The 17281-nt window shown below is 36.8% G+C and carries 17 protein-coding genes; 8 read left to right on the forward strand and 9 right to left on the reverse strand.

Going from position 1 to position 17281, the window contains the following annotated elements:
- Positions 1-174 precede the first annotated feature (174 nt).
- The gene (ltaS, locus tag PH210_RS21485) at positions 175-2136 is read right to left on the reverse strand and encodes a lipoteichoic acid synthase (protein WP_289988352.1); all 1962 of its coding nucleotides are present in this window, start codon (positions 2134-2136) and stop codon (positions 175-177) included.
- Positions 2137-2612: 476 nt separating this feature from the next.
- Between ltaS and PH210_RS21490 the strand changes: the two genes are divergently transcribed.
- Together PH210_RS21490 and PH210_RS21495 are read left to right on the forward strand one after the other, a co-directional pair.
- Positions 2613-2798 (forward strand): hypothetical protein, encoded by a 186-nt coding sequence (locus PH210_RS21490; protein ID WP_289988354.1) that lies wholly within the window; start codon positions 2613-2615, stop codon positions 2796-2798.
- A 79-nt stretch (positions 2799-2877) separates the two neighbouring features.
- Entirely contained in the window at positions 2878-3057 is a 180-nt protein-coding gene (locus tag PH210_RS21495) for an H-type small acid-soluble spore protein (RefSeq protein ID WP_289988356.1), read from the forward strand.
- Positions 3058-3100: 43 nt separating this feature from the next.
- On the opposite strand, the gene PH210_RS21500 is transcribed toward PH210_RS21495, so the two are convergent.
- The 3 genes from PH210_RS21500 to PH210_RS21510 all read right to left on the reverse strand — a co-directional run bounded on the left by PH210_RS21500 (position 3101) and on the right by PH210_RS21510 (position 5589).
- A complete protein-coding gene (locus tag PH210_RS21500) occupies positions 3101-3262 on the reverse strand; it encodes a hypothetical protein (protein ID WP_289988357.1) in 162 nt (53 codons plus the stop codon).
- A 187-nt stretch (positions 3263-3449) separates the two neighbouring features.
- Positions 3450-4601 carry an acyl-CoA dehydrogenase family protein gene (locus tag PH210_RS21505; RefSeq protein WP_289988360.1) on the reverse strand — a complete coding sequence of 384 codons (1152 nt, stop codon included), beginning with the start codon at positions 4599-4601 and terminating at the stop codon, positions 3450-3452.
- A 334-nt stretch (positions 4602-4935) separates the two neighbouring features.
- Entirely contained in the window at positions 4936-5589 is a 654-nt protein-coding gene (locus PH210_RS21510; protein ID WP_289988361.1) for a potassium channel family protein, read from the reverse strand.
- A 266-nt stretch (positions 5590-5855) separates the two neighbouring features.
- Here PH210_RS21510 and PH210_RS21515 point away from each other — a divergent pair, with 266 nt between their 5' ends.
- The gene (locus tag PH210_RS21515; protein WP_289988363.1) at positions 5856-7358 is read left to right on the forward strand and encodes a nitrate/nitrite transporter; all 1503 of its coding nucleotides are present in this window, start codon (positions 5856-5858) and stop codon (positions 7356-7358) included.
- A gap of 232 nt (positions 7359-7590) precedes the next feature.
- Positions 7591-8892: an MFS transporter gene (locus tag PH210_RS21520; RefSeq protein ID WP_289988365.1), complete on the forward strand. Its 1302-nt coding sequence runs from the start codon at positions 7591-7593 to the stop codon at positions 8890-8892.
- Between the two features lie 47 nt (positions 8893-8939).
- Here PH210_RS21520 and PH210_RS21525 read toward each other — a convergent pair whose 3' ends face one another.
- The 3 genes from PH210_RS21525 to PH210_RS21535 form a co-directional block, all read right to left on the reverse strand.
- Complete coding sequence (locus PH210_RS21525) at positions 8940-9791, reverse strand: LysM peptidoglycan-binding and 3D domain-containing protein (protein ID WP_289988367.1); 852 nt, start codon at positions 9789-9791, stop codon at positions 8940-8942.
- Between the two features lie 201 nt (positions 9792-9992).
- Entirely contained in the window at positions 9993-12068 is a 2076-nt protein-coding gene (gene fdhF, locus PH210_RS21530) for a formate dehydrogenase subunit alpha (RefSeq protein WP_354670006.1), read from the reverse strand.
- A gap of 126 nt (positions 12069-12194) precedes the next feature.
- On the reverse strand, positions 12195-14738 hold the full coding sequence (locus tag PH210_RS21535; protein WP_289988370.1) for a PAS domain S-box protein: 2544 nt from the start codon (positions 14736-14738) through the stop codon (positions 12195-12197).
- 289 nt (positions 14739-15027) lie between these two features.
- Here PH210_RS21535 and yhfH (PH210_RS21540) point away from each other — a divergent pair, with 289 nt between their 5' ends.
- The 3 genes from yhfH (PH210_RS21540) to PH210_RS21550 all read left to right on the forward strand — a co-directional run bounded on the left by yhfH (PH210_RS21540) (position 15028) and on the right by PH210_RS21550 (position 15674).
- The gene (gene yhfH / locus PH210_RS21540) at positions 15028-15162 is read left to right on the forward strand and encodes a protein YhfH (RefSeq protein WP_090757656.1); all 135 of its coding nucleotides are present in this window, start codon (positions 15028-15030) and stop codon (positions 15160-15162) included.
- 71 nt (positions 15163-15233) lie between these two features.
- Complete coding sequence (yhfH, locus tag PH210_RS21545) at positions 15234-15368, forward strand: protein YhfH (RefSeq protein ID WP_289988378.1); 135 nt, start codon at positions 15234-15236, stop codon at positions 15366-15368.
- Positions 15369-15488: 120 nt separating this feature from the next.
- Positions 15489-15674: a hypothetical protein gene (locus tag PH210_RS21550; protein WP_223595458.1), complete on the forward strand. Its 186-nt coding sequence runs from the start codon at positions 15489-15491 to the stop codon at positions 15672-15674.
- Positions 15675-15722: 48 nt separating this feature from the next.
- On the opposite strand, the gene PH210_RS21555 is transcribed toward PH210_RS21550, so the two are convergent.
- On the reverse strand, positions 15723-15908 hold the full coding sequence (locus PH210_RS21555) for a cold-inducible protein YdjO-related protein (protein ID WP_223595594.1): 186 nt from the start codon (positions 15906-15908) through the stop codon (positions 15723-15725).
- A gap of 85 nt (positions 15909-15993) precedes the next feature.
- On the opposite strand from PH210_RS21555, the gene PH210_RS21560 reads away from it, so the two are divergent.
- Positions 15994-16146 carry a hypothetical protein gene (locus tag PH210_RS21560; protein ID WP_223595457.1) on the forward strand — a complete coding sequence of 51 codons (153 nt, stop codon included), beginning with the start codon at positions 15994-15996 and terminating at the stop codon, positions 16144-16146.
- A gap of 26 nt (positions 16147-16172) precedes the next feature.
- Here PH210_RS21560 and PH210_RS21565 read toward each other — a convergent pair whose 3' ends face one another.
- Positions 16173-17015, reverse strand: a complete 843-nt coding sequence (locus PH210_RS21565) for a formate/nitrite transporter family protein (RefSeq protein WP_289988381.1) — start codon at positions 17013-17015, stop codon at positions 16173-16175.
- Between the last annotated feature and the right edge of the window lie 266 nt (positions 17016-17281).

The raw sequence follows: 17281 nt of genomic DNA on the forward strand, positions 1-17281 counted from the left end.
CTAAGCTTCCTTTTCAGTACAAAACCAAACAATATTATCGTTGGTGGAATTCCTGGGCATAATTTTCAATGGACCAAATACCAATACCCTTTTTTTGAGCTTCTTTTGGATCGCATAAAATACACGATTACCTATCAAACAAAAAAAGAGAGAAGAAAATTTCTTCTCTCAAGTTTAATTATTTCCAGTCGTCGTTTTGGTTCCTTTATTCCCTTTTGGTCCTAAATATTCATAATCGTTCGGATTAATAGGTGTATATCCCTGCGGCTTATAGAAACGTAATAAGTCTTTATAAACAACCTCATCGGACATTTGAAGCTCAGTATTTACCTTATCACTAATATCCTTACAAGCATTGGCTTTATCCGTTACTTCACCAGTCGCAGTGGAATAGCATTTGTCTTTAACCTGAATAACTTCAGGTGAGACAAAATCTCCATTTCTGAATAGAGCCCAATTGCGGTGGTCCTTAGATAATAAATCTGATCCAAACTCCATGTAATCCTTAGTGTCGATTCCTAGTAAGTGCAGAAGTGTAGGACGTACATCAACTTCACCGCCATACTGCTTCTGAATACCTCCTTTTACACCAGGGACATGAATAAATAATGGAACTCGCTGTAAATTAGCATTGATTGCTGGAGTAATTTCATCAACACCAAGAACCTTTGCCATAGCATCATTATGATTTTCTGAAATTCCGTAGTGGTCACCGTACATAACAATTACAGTATTATCATATAAACCAGAAGCCTTTAAATCATTAAAGAACTGCTCAAATGCTTGGTCCATATAATGTGCTGATTGGAAATACTGGTTAACAACTGTGTCACCGGTATCGCCTGCAGGAAAATCAGTATCTTGTGGATCCATTTCAAATGGGAAATGGTTCGATAAAGAAATAAACTTTGTATAGAAAGGCTGTTTCAAGTTTGTTAGTAATGGCATTGATTCCTTAAAGAAAGGTTTATCCTTCATGCCATAGTTCTTCGTATTTTCTTCGCTCATGCTATAGTATTCAGCATCAAAAAACTGATCATAACCTAAAGCTTTATACATTACATTTCGATTCCAGAACGTCTTATAGTTCCCGTGGAATACTGCGGAATTATATCCATAACCCTTTAGGATAGAAGGAGTTGCTTGATAAGTGTTTTGTGCTTTGTTAACAAAAACGGCACCTTGAGCCATTGGATATAATGAGTTTTCCATCAAGAACTCAGCATCAGACGTTTTTCCCTGCCCTGTCTGATGATAAAAGTTTTCAAAATAAAACGTGTTTTTGTCATGTGTTAGCGAGTTAAGAAATGGTGTTACTTCCTGCCCATTAGGCATTTTATAATTGATCATAAAGCTTTGAAATGATTCCATTGAAATATAAATGACGTTCATTCCTTTAGCTTTACCAAAATATTCAGGGTTTGGTGCCGCATAATTTGCTTTACGATAGTTCTCAACATCTGTAATATCACTTGAATCAGCTAATGCTCTTTGACTTGATGACTTAATGTTTTGAATCACATCATAGATCGTAAAGTTATAAGCACCTAGATACTTCACTAAATAATTTCGGTCAAAGGAACGGCTTAAGAGCTGCGGACGATCCTTTTCGGCTAGACCAAGATTAAATAAAAACGTAGTGATTGAAAAAAGCAAAACAATTTTAAAGGATTTTCTGTTCGTTACCGTTACTTTCTTAAATACTGTTAATGCTAAAGCAATTAAGATAAACATATCGGTAAAATAAAAAATATCTAAGGGTGACATTAATGAAAGAGCACTGTCCCCAAGCTGTCCCGCGTTTGTCTTAGTCTGCATTAAAACTGGCACGGTTATAAAATCATTAAAAAAGCGATAATAGGCAATATTTGCGTACAACAAGAATGATAAAATGAAGTTAGTAATAATCATGACAAGCTTAGTGCGCTTCTTAAATAGAAGTGCAAATCCAAAAAAGAAAAGCGCTGAGCTTAATGGGTTAATTAATAACAAAAATTTCTGCAGGCTGTTATCAATGCCTAAGTTAAATTCAATTTGATATGCCGCATATGTTTTGATCCAGAATAATACGACGGCAATGGCGAAGAATGTAATATGACTATTGCTGAATTTTTTAGGTAGTCTAATTTTATTCATCTCTATAATTCTCCTCTCACTTACCAAAATAAGCTCCGGTAAACGAACCTCAATTACTATAACACAGATTCTTTAAAAAGAAAAACATAAAATATTCCATTTCAAATGGTATTCGATCAAAAACTTACGTCTTTTTTCTAGCCCATTCGACAAACCGAATTCCCCATACGGCTTGTTAAATCCGTGTCCATTAATTATCCCTTTAATATTATGTTGGTTATTTGTTGGACATGACTCTTTTCAATCCTCAATTATATAAGACGATTCCACTTATAATTAGTTTCATCTTTTTCTTTATTTAATTTCAACCAAATGATGGAAATTCCAATATGAAAGTGATTTCCATCTATTCTATACCTGAAAAATTGAGGATGCAATATGATTTTTGACTTATCTTTAAAGATGGGGATTTTGCATGACTTCCGTGCTTACTGGTTAGTCTAAATATATAGTTATTATAAAAAGGAGAAATTAACATGCCGAGAATAAGGCCTGAATTTACGAAGAGTCCATATTTCGTTGATGAACCCGGTAACTGGCATTTAAAACCAGGTGCTCCAAAGGACTTGCAAGTAGAACTGACTAATTATTTAAATAGTCTTGAAGAGATTGACCAACCCGGTACGATCAATGGTGTTCAAATTGAGCCTTATGAACGATAATCATCAAGTAAAACCGAGTTTCTTCTATAATATATAGTTTTGGAAAACGGTTACAAATATTATAATTAGGAGTGAAAATATGAATGTGAATCGAGTAAAACAAATAATATCTTCTTCCGCTGATATTGAGGTCAAATATAACGGGGCTTCCGTATGGATTGACCAATTAAATGAAGATGGAAAAACAGCAACAGTCCATTTGCGGGGACCGCTTGAAGAAAGAACAGTAGTGGAAATTGGTGAACTCTTCGAAGAATAATTCATTTATATATGAAGGTAAAAGGCAGGCTTGGGAGCCTGCCTTAAATCATGTCCTCATTTTCCTTATCAATGTCCCCTGGATGCGGCTGTTCTTGCTGCACAATACTTCCAAGCACTTCTCGATTATATTTACCTGCATCCTTCCCAGCGCCAGGCGCAATATTTGCCATTGGCAACTGCTCTAATTCTTTCCCTCTGGGCATTATGCTTCACTCCTTTTTTATAACATTTCCATTGAGAATCTAAATTATAAAAATGATATTGAAAAGAACTTTTCTATATTATATGAAGTTTCTTGTCGAATCATTTTTTTTTGACTTGACTCGTTTTATGAGGATTCAAATTATTGAATCAGTCTCATAAAACAACCAGCCGGGTGGCTGGTTGTTTTTAATCGCAGTTAAGAATGCTATGTTTTGCAAGTAGTTGAATTGTCATATCATCCATCGGAGGATTATGCAGGCCTGCTCGTACATCTCGATAATATCGCTGCAGGGGATTTTGTATGGAAAGACTTTTGGCCCCAACGATTCTCATGGCAAGGTCTACTATAGAAATAGCCGAATTTGTAACGGTTAACTTTGCAGCACCCAATATTGGCCCCATCTTATTTCTTTCTTGTTCATTCGAAACATCCCATTGTTTTGCAACACTATATAAAAAATATTCTGACTGCATAATTTTCAACTCGATTTCGCCTATTTTTTGCTGTACGTTTGGTAAATCGATTATAGTTCCCTGAATACTATTAGGTGCATAGTTCTCAGCAAATTGTATAGCATACCTTTTAGCGGCTTTTGCAATTCCAAGATAACAAGCTGGGATATGAAGAAGCCAGCCGTTAGCTCTTTTGCTTTCGGGGCGAACTCGTTCAACGAAGTTCTCATCAGGTATCATTACGTTATTAAGAATTAAATCATGACTACCTGTGCCTCTTAAAGCGATGCTGTCCCACGTTTCTTCTATATCGACTCCATTTGCAGACCGTGGGATAAGGAAGTTGCCAATTTCATTAGAATCTTTTATTGCTGCACTAACAATAAAATAATCAAGAACAGGAGACATTGTCGTAAAGGTTTTCCTGCCATGAATCAACCAATTGTTCCCACTTTTTTGCGCACTGGTCTCTGGCCTGCCCCCGCGCGTTGGACTTCCGGTCATTGGTTCTGATTGAGCACTATTTATTAAAGCACCTTGTTTCACCTTTTCACATAGCTCTCTAAAAATGACTTCATCCCATGGTTCTTTTTCACATAAATTAAGAATGATTCCCATATGCCAGCCTATTGAAAGAGCGGTAGCACCATCACCTTCTGCAATTACTTCCTGGAAGCGGATTAACTCATATAGGGAAATTTCCTCCCCACCGTATTTTTGCGAGACTGTTAATGAGGTATAGCCTGTGTTTTTTAAATCCTGAATATTTTCAAAGGGAAAGCTACCTTCAATGTCCACCTGATGGGCTCTATTAATAAATTTTTTTGATAGATTTTTCAAAAACTCTAATCGTTCGTCAAAAGATTTAATATCTTGAAAATTCATCGAACATCGCTCCCATTTACATTTGTTATTTCTATAGTAACATGCCTGCATCCATCCATCATTTTTTATTATGAAAGGCAAAAATAATAGAGAGAAATTTAGCAATTTTAGCACAAAAAACTGCAAAATGCTGAAAAATTAAATTGGATAAGTCAAATGGAATAGAGGCTATGGCAAAAGGCGGCCAATTAGAAGTCATAGCCTATTCAGAGGATGTTAACATTCTTGTTCCCATTAAGGATTAAGGGATTGGGCTAATGGATTCACAAATAAAACGGCGGGGTCAGCTATATTCTACTACCAAAACAGCCCCCCAATTAATTGGGGGGCCTCTTTATTGAAGATTAGCAAACCGCTCAAGGTCGCGATTTTCACCAATGACAACTAAGACATCGCCATAACTGATTTTTTTATCTGGTGAAGGTGATATATTAATTTCGTTGTCATGGCGGATGGCAATTACACTAATATTATACTCTGCCCTAAGGTCTATTTCTCGTAAAGTTTTTTCTACCATTCGATCAGGGATCTTAACCTCCTCTACACTGTAATCCTTTGAAATTTCGATAAAATTCAACACATTGGGAGATAAAAGGTGATGAGCCACTCTAATTCCCATATCACGTTCAGGAAATACGACCCAGTCTGCACCCACCTTTTTTAGGACCTGACCATGAAGCTTATTTAAAGCCTTTGCGATTACCTTTTTAACACCCAGTTCCTTTAAGAGCAAGACGCTTAAAATGCTAGCTTGGATGTCATTGCCGATTGCCACTATCACATTGTCAAAGTTACGGATTCCAATTGATTTTAATGCCTCTGAATCGGTAGAATCCGCAATGACGGCATGTGTCACATACCGATGAGAGTCCTCCACCCTTTCTTCATTCACATCAATACCAAGTACTTCTTGGCCGGATTCAAATAATTTATTGGCAATACTTAACCCAAACCTTCCTAAACCAATTACTGCATATTGATCTGCCATCTCGTCAAAAATCCTCCTTGATGTTATTTTTATCGCTGCATAATATTCTCCCTATCCTGTGTCATATTCAATCTTAATTTTTCCAACCTGTTACCTAATTATTTTGGAATTTTAATAGATTTGTGTCTAACCTCACAGTCAATTTTAGAAAATTGTTTTATAATACTCAAAGAAAATTTTCGCAAAACATCATGCTTTCTTTTATTGTAATGAATGATTTAATAGTGGAATTTGATTGAATAAATGCACTAAAAGGGGGATTATTTATGAACCAAGGAACAAAACAACTTTTTCTTCAAACGGGAAGTCTTGTTGCCGGCTTTATGACATGGGTACTTATTTCTTCACTTATGCCTTTTATCAAGGCAGATTTTGAACTTTCCTCAAATCAGATTGCTTGGGCAACTGACGTACCTGTTATCTTAGGCTCCATTCTAAGGGTTCCGATAGGTTATTGGACGAATCGTTATGGTGCAAGAAAATTGTTCTCAAGCAGTTTTATCATTCTCCTTATACCAATTTCTGTTATTAGTTATGCAGATTCGTTATTCATGTTAATAATAGGCGGTTTTTTTCTTGGAGTTGGCGGAGCAATATTTTCAATCGGCGTCACTTCTTTACCTAAATATTATAAAAAAGAAAAACATGGCTTCATCAATGGAATTTATGGGGCTGGGAACATTGGAACGGCAGTTACATCCTTTTTAGCTCCTGTTTTAGCCAATGAATTTGGCTGGAGAACGACTGTAAAGATTTACCTCATTCTCGTTTTAGTCTTTGCCCTATTTAATCTTCTCTTAGGGGACCGAAAAGAAAAGAAAGCCTTTCATCCAATATCAGAGCAAGTCAAGGAAGTATATAAAAATCCGAAACTTTGGTTCTTAAGCTTGTTTTATTTTATTACATTTGGTTCATTTGTGGCCTTTACCATTTATTTACCTTCATTTTTAGTCAATCATTTTGAATTGAATAAGGTAGATGCCGGGCTCCGGACAGCAGGTTTTATTGCTTTAGCAACATTATTCAGACCAATTGGCGGCTGGCTAGGGGATAAAATTAATCCATTCCTTATTCTAATGGCGGTATTTTTCAGTCTGACATTCGCTGGATTTCTTTTATCTTTTACCCCTTCTTTACCGATCTATTCGTTTGGCTGTTTGCTTGTTGCCTTCTTTGCCGGCATTGGAAACGGAGCTATCTTTAAGCTTGTCCCGTTATATTTTTCAAAACAGGCAGGTATTGTCAATGGGATTGTCGCTGCAATGGGCGGCCTGGGAGGTTTCTTTCCCCCAATTATTCTAACCATTCTCTTTAATTTTACAGGTCATTATGCAATTGGATTTATGTCCTTATCAGAATTTTCATTAGCGAGCTTAGTCATGGTTGTTTGGCTTTATTATCAGGAAAAGCTCGATCTCTCCTCCAAAATTGTAAACCATGCCGTTGATGGAATCTGTGTAACCGATATTAACGGGATCATTCAAAATGTTAATCCGGCCTTTACAAAAATAACAGGTTATACGCAAAATGAAGTGATTGGGAAAACACCAAGTGTCCTTCAATCTGGTGAACATGACAATGAATTTTATAAAAATATGTGGTCTGAATTAAAAATGAATGGCGTTTGGGAAGGGTACATTTGGAACAAACGGAAAAACAATGAGATTTATCGGGAATGGTTAACCATAACCGCTATCAAAGACGGCATTGGCGAAACAAAAAACTACGTTGGCATGTTTTACGAAGATATGATAAAGCCCGCAAAATAATAAAACAAATGAGAAAGAGACCCTCACTTTAGGGTCTCTTTCTCATTTGTTTTGGGTTGATAGTGCGATAAATATTACAACTTTTTGTCATTGCCCTTCAGTTCACAATTCCTTCACCATTTTTGTGACGTACGTCACAAAAATCATGTTACCATCTGATTTATAGTTACAACATAAACAACATTAACTACTTCAAAGATAAATTTTAAAAAGATTTTAGGGGGAATTAAAAATGGCTCGAATTAATTATTGGAATCCAGAAGATGAAAAGTTCTGGAACGCAGAAGGAAAAAAACATGCAAGGCGAAACCTTTGGATCTCTGTTCCTTCATTAATGCTTGCATTCATCGTTTGGCAGATTTGGTCAGTTGTTGCAGTTCGTCTTAACGATATCGGTTTTCAATTTACTGAGGAACAATTATTTACACTCGCTGCAATTCCAGGACTAGTCGGTGCAACGCTTCGCTTTGTCTATACATTCGCAGCTGGTTCAATGGGTGGAAAAAACTGGACAGTAATATCTACCGCCATTTTAGCTATACCGGCAATTGGAATTGGTTTTGCCGTCCAAAATCCAGATACTCCTTTCTCTATCATGCTATTGCTTGCAGCACTTTGCGGACTTGGCGGCGGTAACTTCTCTTCTTCTTCTGCTAATATCAGCTTTTTCTTTCCTAAGAAAGAAAAAGGAACAGCCCTTGGTATTAACGGCGGTTTAGGTAATATGGGTGTATCAGTTGTCCAATTCGTAACACCTATAATTATTACTTCAGGAACATTCGCTTTGGTTGGTGACAAACAAGTATTAGCAAACGGTCAGGACGTATGGTTACAAAATGCAGCATTTATCTGGGTAATCCCAATCGTTATAATGACACTCCTTGCTTTATTTAAAATGGATAATGTCCCAGGCGCTAAACAATCTGTAACAGATCAATTTGTCATCGTAAAACGTAAGCATACATGGATTATGACCGCTCTATATGTGGCTACTTTTGGTTCATTCATTGGGTATTCTGCGGCATTTCCGCTTTTACTAAAATCTCAATTTCCTGAACATATCTCACTTGCCTTCCTTGGTGCACTTGTAGCCGCTGCTGCAAGACCTGTTGGCGGATGGCTAGCTGACAAACTTGGCGGGGCAAAAGTCACTGCATACGTATTAGTAATTATGGGGATTGGCGCTGCAGGAGTTATTTATTTCTTAAATGGTAAACAATTTGCAGGTTTCTTAATGGCTTTCTTGGTATTATTCCTTGCATCTGGTATTGGCTCTGGATCAACATTCCAAATGATTCCAAGCATTTTCATACCTAAAGAAGCAGCACCAGTAATTGGCTTTTCAGCGGCCTTCGCTGCCTATGGATCATTCTTCATCCCTAAACTTTTTGGATGGTCTGTAAATGCAACTGGTACTCCTGTAACAGCTTTCTATTTCTTCATCGGTTTTTATGTAGTCGCCTTTGGTCTTAACTGGTTCTTCTATCAGAGAAAAGCAACAGTGGCCAAAACGATTGCTAAACATGTAGGATAATAAAAAAAGTGTCAGGTACCGAATAATGGTACCTGACACTTTTTTTATTAATTTAATATTTTAATGGTTATTTGCTTTTTACCCCATTGAATCGCTTTTTGTTCAGAAGAAATAAACACATCTATGCGATTTCCTTTAATTGCTCCTCCTGTATCAGCAGCTGTGGCAACGCCATATCCTTCAACATACACTTTACTTCCTAATGGAATGACAGACGGATCAACTGCAATTACCTTTGCATTTGGGTTGGCGTTTAAATCAACTCCTGTAGCTGTAGTACCGGAACAACCTTCACAGGAAGCTGTATATGCTGTAGCCTTAACAGTAATTTCCTTTGTCTTCTCCGGTTCACTTACCTTAGCCTCAGGTTTAGGTGCAGGAGCTGGTGTAGCTTGAGCTGGAGTAGCTTGAGCTGGAGTAGCTTGAGCTGGAGCAGCTTGAGCAGGTGCAACTTGAACTGGAGCAGAAGCTGCTTTGGTCTCAGAAGGTTTACTTACTGCAGCTGATTTAACAGGCTCAGGCTTATTTATATTCTGATTGGTTAATCCTTGATAGATTACTAGATTTAAACCTGGATGAATTAAATCTGTGTTTAATTTATTCCATTCTTTTATTTGAGAAACAGATACTTGGAATTTTTGTGCAATATCCCATAATGTATCGTTCTTTAATACCGTATATTGCTTTTCCGTTGCGATTGTTAATACATCTCCTGGATGAATCAGGTCAGTAGAAAGGTGATTCCATTTTTGAATGTTCTCTACAGATGTATTATGTACTTTTGACAGATCCCAAAGGGTATCTCCTTTTTTCACAGTTAATTCCGCCGCATGTACATTAGCGCCTACAGTTCCTGAGAGTGCAGCAACTGCGATGAATGTTTTTATTTTACTTATCATTGTTTGTTCCTCCCATGTTCTTTCGTTGCTAACTTGTACTCATAATAACATGAAATTTTCTGAAACAAAGAACAGGGAGATGTTAATTAAATGACAAGCATGGCAATTATATTACGATAATATTTCTGACTAACTGAATAGTCTGACATCAGAAAATAAAAGAGTAGTGCAGTTTTTATCCACACTACCCCTAAAAACTAACTAGCTAATTTTTGAAATCGATACAGCGCATGCTTTATATTCGGCTGTACCAGAGATTGGGTCATATTCATTTAATGTTAATACATTCGTTGGGGTTTCACTCCAGTGGAAGCTCATAAACACTAGGCCAGGGACAACTTGTTCCGTAATCTTTGCCTTCACCTCTAATTCTCCTCTTCGCGAACGTACCTGTACAATCTCCCCATCGGATATGCCTAATGCTTTCGCGTCATCTGGATGAATATCCACGGTTTCTTCAGTTTGTTTAATTTTTACGCCTGCGGCATAATGACGAGTCTGAGAATGTGTATTATAAGACTCATATCGTCTGCCGGTTGTTAACATAAACGGAAACTCCTCATCTGGCAATTCCAATGGAGCCGTATAATCCACCGGTACAAAGGGTGATTTTTTATCAAGTGGTTCGGTTTGATGGAACCTTTCATGCATAATATAGGTGCCTGGATGTTTTTCATCAGGACAGGGGTAATGGATGCTGTATTCGTTCTCAAGCCGTTCATAAGAAATGCCGCCGTACATCTCCCAAGCAATCCTTCTGACTTCATCCCAAATTTCCTCACTGTTGTTATAATGCATTGGATAACCCATCAACGTAGAAAGCTCGCAAAGAATTTCCCAGTCTTCCTTTATATTTGGATGAGCCTCAACCGCTTTACGGACCCTTTGAATTCTCCGATCCGTATTCGTGTATGTTCCTTCAACCTCTCCCCACGACTTTGCTGGTAAGACCACATCTGCCATTTTTGCAGTTTCGGTTAAGAAAATGTCTTGAACAATTAATAGATCAAGCTTTTCAAATAATGTTTTTGTATGATTCATATGAACATCTGCAAGGAGCGGATTCTCGCCGATAATATATAATGCCTTTAACTCCCCCATTTCTAATCGGTCAAAGGTGCGTGTCTGTGTATCGCCAGCCTGAGGATTGAGCACAACGTTCCATTCTTTTTCATAACGCGTGCGAAACTCATCATTTGTAAGGCTCATTGCACCAGCAAGTTGATTTGGCAAACAACCCATATCCCCTGCCCCTTGAACATTATTTTGTCCTCTTAAGGGCATAATGCCAGTACCTTGTTTCCCAATATTTCCAGTTAACAATGAAAGATTGGCAATATCAAATACATTGTTAACACCGCAGTGATGCTCTGTAATTCCAAGGGTATAGGCGATCATAGATCCGCTCGAACCAGCATACTCTCTTGCCGTTTCTACGATATCTTTAGCTTCAAGCCCTGTTATGGATGCTGCATACTCCGGTGTATATAGCTCTACTCGTTTTTCAAGTTTTTCAAAATCTAAAGTAAATTGTTCGATAAATAGTGGATCGTACAGTCCTTCCTTTAAGATCACATGAATAAACGAATTGATTAAAGCAATATCTGTGCCGACATTGATTTGAAGATGACGATGGGCGATTTTGACCATGTCGATTTTTCTAGGGTCTATCACGATTACTTTTAGCCCTGATTTTGCTGCCTTTTTAATACGATTAGCAATAATTGGGTGAGCCTCTGTCGTGTTGGAGCCCATTAGCAGCAATACTTCAGCGCGATCAAAGTCTTCAAGTGTATTGGTAGGGAAACCGCTTCCAAAAACAGTTGCCAGACCGGCAACGCTCGGAGCATGTCACGTTCGGTTACATCCGTCGATATTGTTGCTATTTATGACGGTTCTCATGAATTTTTGTGTAATATAATTGGATTCATTTGTACTTCTCGCACAAGCGAACATACTAATCGCATTAGAGCCCCAATTGGTTTTAATTGCAGATAAATTATCTGCTATAAATCGATATGCCTCATCCCACGTTGCTTCAACAAGCTTACCTGCTTTCTTAATGAGGGGAGACGATAATCTATTTTTGGCGTGCACATATTCATAGGCAAAGGCTCCCTTAACACATGTTTGCCCTTTGTTGACTGGTGCTTCCTTGTCACCGCGGATTTTCATAATTTTATTATCTTGAACCTCGAGAACTAAACCACAGCCAGTACCACAGTATCCACAAATCGTTTTCACAAAATTTGGTTCACCCATTGTATACCCTCCCATAAAAACCTAAATACCTATATAAATATATTAGTCTATTTATCACGATTGTAGATTTCTTTTTTTCAAAAATTTTGTACATTTTATGAATGTAGAAAATGAAAAAACGAGAGAATAGTTCTCTCGTTTTTAGGCTGTTTTAGCTGGCAATAAGATATTAAACGTTGTTCCCTTATTTGGTTCACTTTCAACAAATACTTTACCGTTGTGGCTTTCAATAATTTTGAAGCTTACCATCAGCCCTAAACCATTGCCAGTTTTTTTAGTAGTGTAAAATGGTTCTCCAAGTTTTTTTAACTTATCCTTTGGAATCCCTACACCCGTATCCTGAATCGAAATCTGCACATTATTTTCATGTATCATCGTTTTCACATGCAAATCACCGCCGTTTGGCATTGCTTCAATTCCATTCTTAATGAAATTTAAAAACACCTGCTTTAAACGGTTCTCATCACATTCAATTTGAATAATCTCTTGATTACAGTCAAAATCCAGGCGGACATTTTTCTTTCTTGCTTCAAATTCAAGTAAGGAAACCACATTTTTAATAACTTGGACGACATTTTTTTCTTCCAATTCTACTGCCTTTGGTTTTGCTAGGACCATAAAATCCTCAACAATGGTATTTACCCTTTCAATTTCATCAAGAATAATATTTAAAAACTCTAACCGCTCAGGATCCTGCTCATCTAACTGCAAAAATTCCGCATAGCCCTTCATAGAAGTCAGCGGGTTACGAATTTCATGGGCTACTCCCGCTGCTAATTGTCCCACTGCAGCCAGTTTATCCTGACGATGAAGAACTTCTTCTGTTTTCTTTCTTTCTGTGATATCATTGCGGATCGCTAAATATTGATATGGCTTTCCTTGTTCATTTAAAAATGGAACTATTGTAGTATCCACCCAATAATACGTTCCATCCTTAGCTTTGTTACGAATTTCACCTTTCCAGACCCTTCCCTCTCCAATGGTTTTCCATAGGTTTTTGAAAAACTCCTTTGAATGATGGACCGAATTAAGTATTCTGTGATCTTTTCCGATAATCTCTTCACGACTATATTGTGAAATCTCACAGAACTTTTCATTGACATTAGTGATGATCCCGCGAGAATCAGTAAACGCTACAATAGAAGATTGGTCGAGGGCAAATTTGATATCATTATTTTCTTTGATGGTTTCTTTTAAGTGCTCCTCAGCGCGTTTACGATCGGAAATATCCGTTCGGATGGCTACATATTGATATGGTTTTCCCTTGCTATTTAGAAATGGAACAATCGTAGTATCCACCCAGTAAAGTGTGCCATCTTTAGCTCGATTGCAAATTTCGCCTTTCCATACTTTTCCTTGACCAATGGTTCTCCAAAGTTCCTTGAAGAAATCTTTTGAGTGATATCCGGAATTGAGGATTCGATGATCCTCACCAATTAGTTCTTCGCGGTTATATTGGGAAATCTCACAGAATTTCTCATTTACGGTGGTAATTCTTCCTTTTTCATCCGTAATAGCCACGATGGATGATTGGTCGAGAGCAAAGGTGATATCTCGAACTTCTTTTGTTGAATCTAAAAGACTCTTCTCCGCTAATTTGCGCTGTGTAATATCTGAACGAATCGCAATATATTGGACCGGCCTCCTCCGCCTATCTAAAAATGGAACAATCGTAGTGTCCACCCAATAAAAGGAACCATCCTTTGCTTTATTTCGTATTTCACCGCGCCAAACTTTTCCTGCTTGAATAGTCTTCCATAAGTCAGTAAAAAACTCTTTTGAATGGTACCCTGAATTTAATAACCGATGGTTTTTACCAATTATTTCATCTTTAGTATACTTAGAAATTTCTTCAAATTTATCATTAACATAAATGATTGTTCCAAATGGGTCAGTAATGGCCACAATAGTGGAAGCATCCAATGCTGCTTTGATGTCATTTAAATTTGTATCTGAGGCAGCAAGCTGTTTACTGATCAAGGTACTCGAAACAATTAGACCGCCGATTATAAGGACGGATACAAATATCACTAAATAAATAAAAAAGGAGCTATCTGTACCGGACATATTAATTCCTTTAGTTGCAGTGGCAATAATAGAAGATTTTTTTAACAAAATATTCCCTTCGGCAATGGCCCCAGAAATGATAATTGCACTTATGGGTTTTAACCAGACTAAGTTTCCAAATGTATTGTTTTTTGTAGAAAAAAGAATCGATAAAGAAAATAAAAAAGAAGCAAAAATAAATATGCCTGAAAAAATAAATAAAACTACATTATACTTAATCGTCACGTTCATGGCATAAATCCCAATTACATGGATTGCAATTACAGCAAGTGCTAGTAAAAAGCTCCCAATTATTAAATGGTAATATTGAATTTTGCTACCAAAAAACGGGATAAAGGCCATCCCTGTAAAAGCTACACCAATAAATATGGAAAGGATGGATAATGGGATATGATAACTGGATAACAAATTTGTATCAGAAGCAATCAGCACCATGAAATTCATAATCCATATTCCAACGCCCAAGGAAATTGTCCCGCCAAGGAACAACATTCGTTTATTCTGATTCGATGAACGGATTAAGGTAAACATGTCTAATGCTGTATATGAAGCCATTATGGTTAAGCCAATCGCAATTATAAAAAAATAAGGGTGAAACGTTCCTGCCATTTCACTCATTAACTAGCTTCCCCCCTTTATTCTAGTCTATTTCTACTATGATTGTAATTTAAACAAATTAGTTATGGAAGACCTAATTCGGAGAAACGATAGTAAAATTTATTTTATCCTTTTTCATAATAATGATGAATTAGAACAATTCAATGAAAATAACCGTGATAAAAGGCTTATTTTTAAAATAGTGCAAATTTTTTTAAAAAAGGTCTACACATTTTCTGTTTTTTTGTTTATACTGTACTATAACAAAGGGAATATTAATAAACTGTATTAATAAAGGAGGAGTTTTAAAATGTTAATGAATCCAGTAGAATTTTTTCGTACGTTACCTAAAAAGGAATGTCCAGAATGTGGTCAGCATATGGAGGAGCAAGCTGAATCTTACTTAATGGAATGTGATCGTTGTTTGTCAAAAAGAGAGGAATAATTTTATTACCTACACTGTACTACAACAAGCAAAAAATAAATATATCTGTATTATCAAAGGAGGAGTTTAATATGTTAATGAGCCCTGTTGAATTTTTTCGTAATTTGCCAAATAAACAATGTCCAGAATGCGGTCAACATATGGAAGAGCAAGCAGAATCTTACTTAGTGGAATGCGACCGCTGTTTATCTAAAAAAGATGAATAAAATGAAAACTCTCCATTGGCGGAGAGTTTTTTTATTTCAAAAAAATTCCTTTTTAAAAAGCAAGAATTAAGCATAATTCGATTTTCTGAAGCAAAACCTGTTCATAAGGAGTTGATTCGAATGGCAAAAAAAGAAGATTACCTCACAACGGCACCAAAGGAAAAACTCATTACTGTTAATACTGGTGCCGTTTTTCCTAACTTAAAAAATGTCCCAGGAGACTCAGTGGATGAACATGAGGCACTCGAGGAAGCAAATACCATTATTGCCGAAGGTGAAATTGGCCAGCAAAACGAAAATCTATAAAAAAGAAAGGACTGTCCGAAAACAGACAGTCTTTTTAAAAACAATGTATTATATTTTAGGAAGCTCACGAATTTCCTGTGCCATCTGATTGCCACACATTGGACAAAGTAAATCGTCTGTAACAAAATCTTTTCTCATCCAGCCAATACATGAGTCGTCCATACAGGAATAGACTTCGGTATCCACCAGGATTGTTTCAATTTCTTCGTCTTTTGCCCGTTTACCATAAAAAATTGGAACCGCCTCCTTTTTTTATAGTATGTCCTAAAAAGTACCTTTCATTTAGAGAAAATTTTTTGCTAAAGGAGTATAAAATAACATGACTTTGAACTCAAAAAGATTTACTGCTGCAGGTACAGATATTGAAGAAGTTAAGAGGTTAAATGCACAGTCAGGGTTAAGCTACAATGAAGTAAAGCAATTATTGGCCGAACAATACATCAAGAATATCAATAAAGGAATAAGAATTTAAAAAAGAATGCCTTCCTAATTGGAAGGCTATGCTTTTGCCTTTTTTAAATATGAAGGTTTTGCCGTTACTTTTTTCGTAAGTTTTAGCTGATGTTTTTGGTTTGAAGTTGTTGATAAAAACACATAGGTGCCGCCTACAAATAGCCCTCCTCCGATAATATTTCCAATTGTAACAGGAATTAAATTATGAAAAGCACTTGCTAGTGTTATGGTTTCTGGGTGGGGTAGTATTAAGGCAAGTGAAAACGTCACCATATTGGCCACACTATGTTCGAAGCCAGAAGCAACAAAGACAAACACTAAGAGCATCATAACAGCAATTTTGCCTCCATCTCCTTTCACGTGCATAGGGATCCAAACAGCTAAACAAACAACCCAGTTGCAAAGGATGGCTCGGAAAAATAACTCCATAGTTGAATATTCCATTTTATGAGCCGCTGTTTCCATTAAAAGCTGACTATTATCCAGCGATGAAAAAATCCCGGAATACAGGACTAGCAGGGCGAAAAAAATAGCACCTATGAGATTTCCAGTATAGCATGCAATCCAATTTTGGAATGTATCCTTCCATGAGGTTTGTTTATTTAATGTGCTCACTGTGAAATACATTGTATTACCTGTAAATAATTCTGAACCGCCATAGATAATTAATACCAAGGCAATACCAAAAAAGATGGAAGTCAACATAGATGCAACCGGTGAATGGATATCAAAAAAACCCTCCCCTAAGCGAAATGATAACATAATCCCAAATCCAATATAAATACCAGACAGAGCTGCTCTTATTAAATACTTAATGAAAGATTCATCAAGTATTTTTTTCTTTTTTAATGCCAGCTTAATCACTTGTTCCATTGGTTGAAGTTCCATGAGAAAGACTCCTTTTTTGTGAATTCATTCACAAACAATTTATATAAACATCATAAACCTCTATTACCCATTTGTTAATAAGTAAACCTTGAACGATATTTGACAGTTTATAAAGCGATTTCAAACCACATCGGTTGATTTGCGCTCCAGGCGCTTCGCTTTCCGCGGGCGGTCCGGGGAGCCTCCTGATATGAACGAAACTTTCAAGGCCCCCACTCTACATCAGGTTTTGATCTACTTTTGACCAACTCTAAGAAGAGAAGCTG

This window comes from Paenibacillus sp. BSR1-1 (genome assembly GCF_030403775.1).
In the GTDB taxonomy this organism is placed as follows: Bacteria; Bacillota; Bacilli; order Bacillales; family Cytobacillaceae; genus Neobacillus.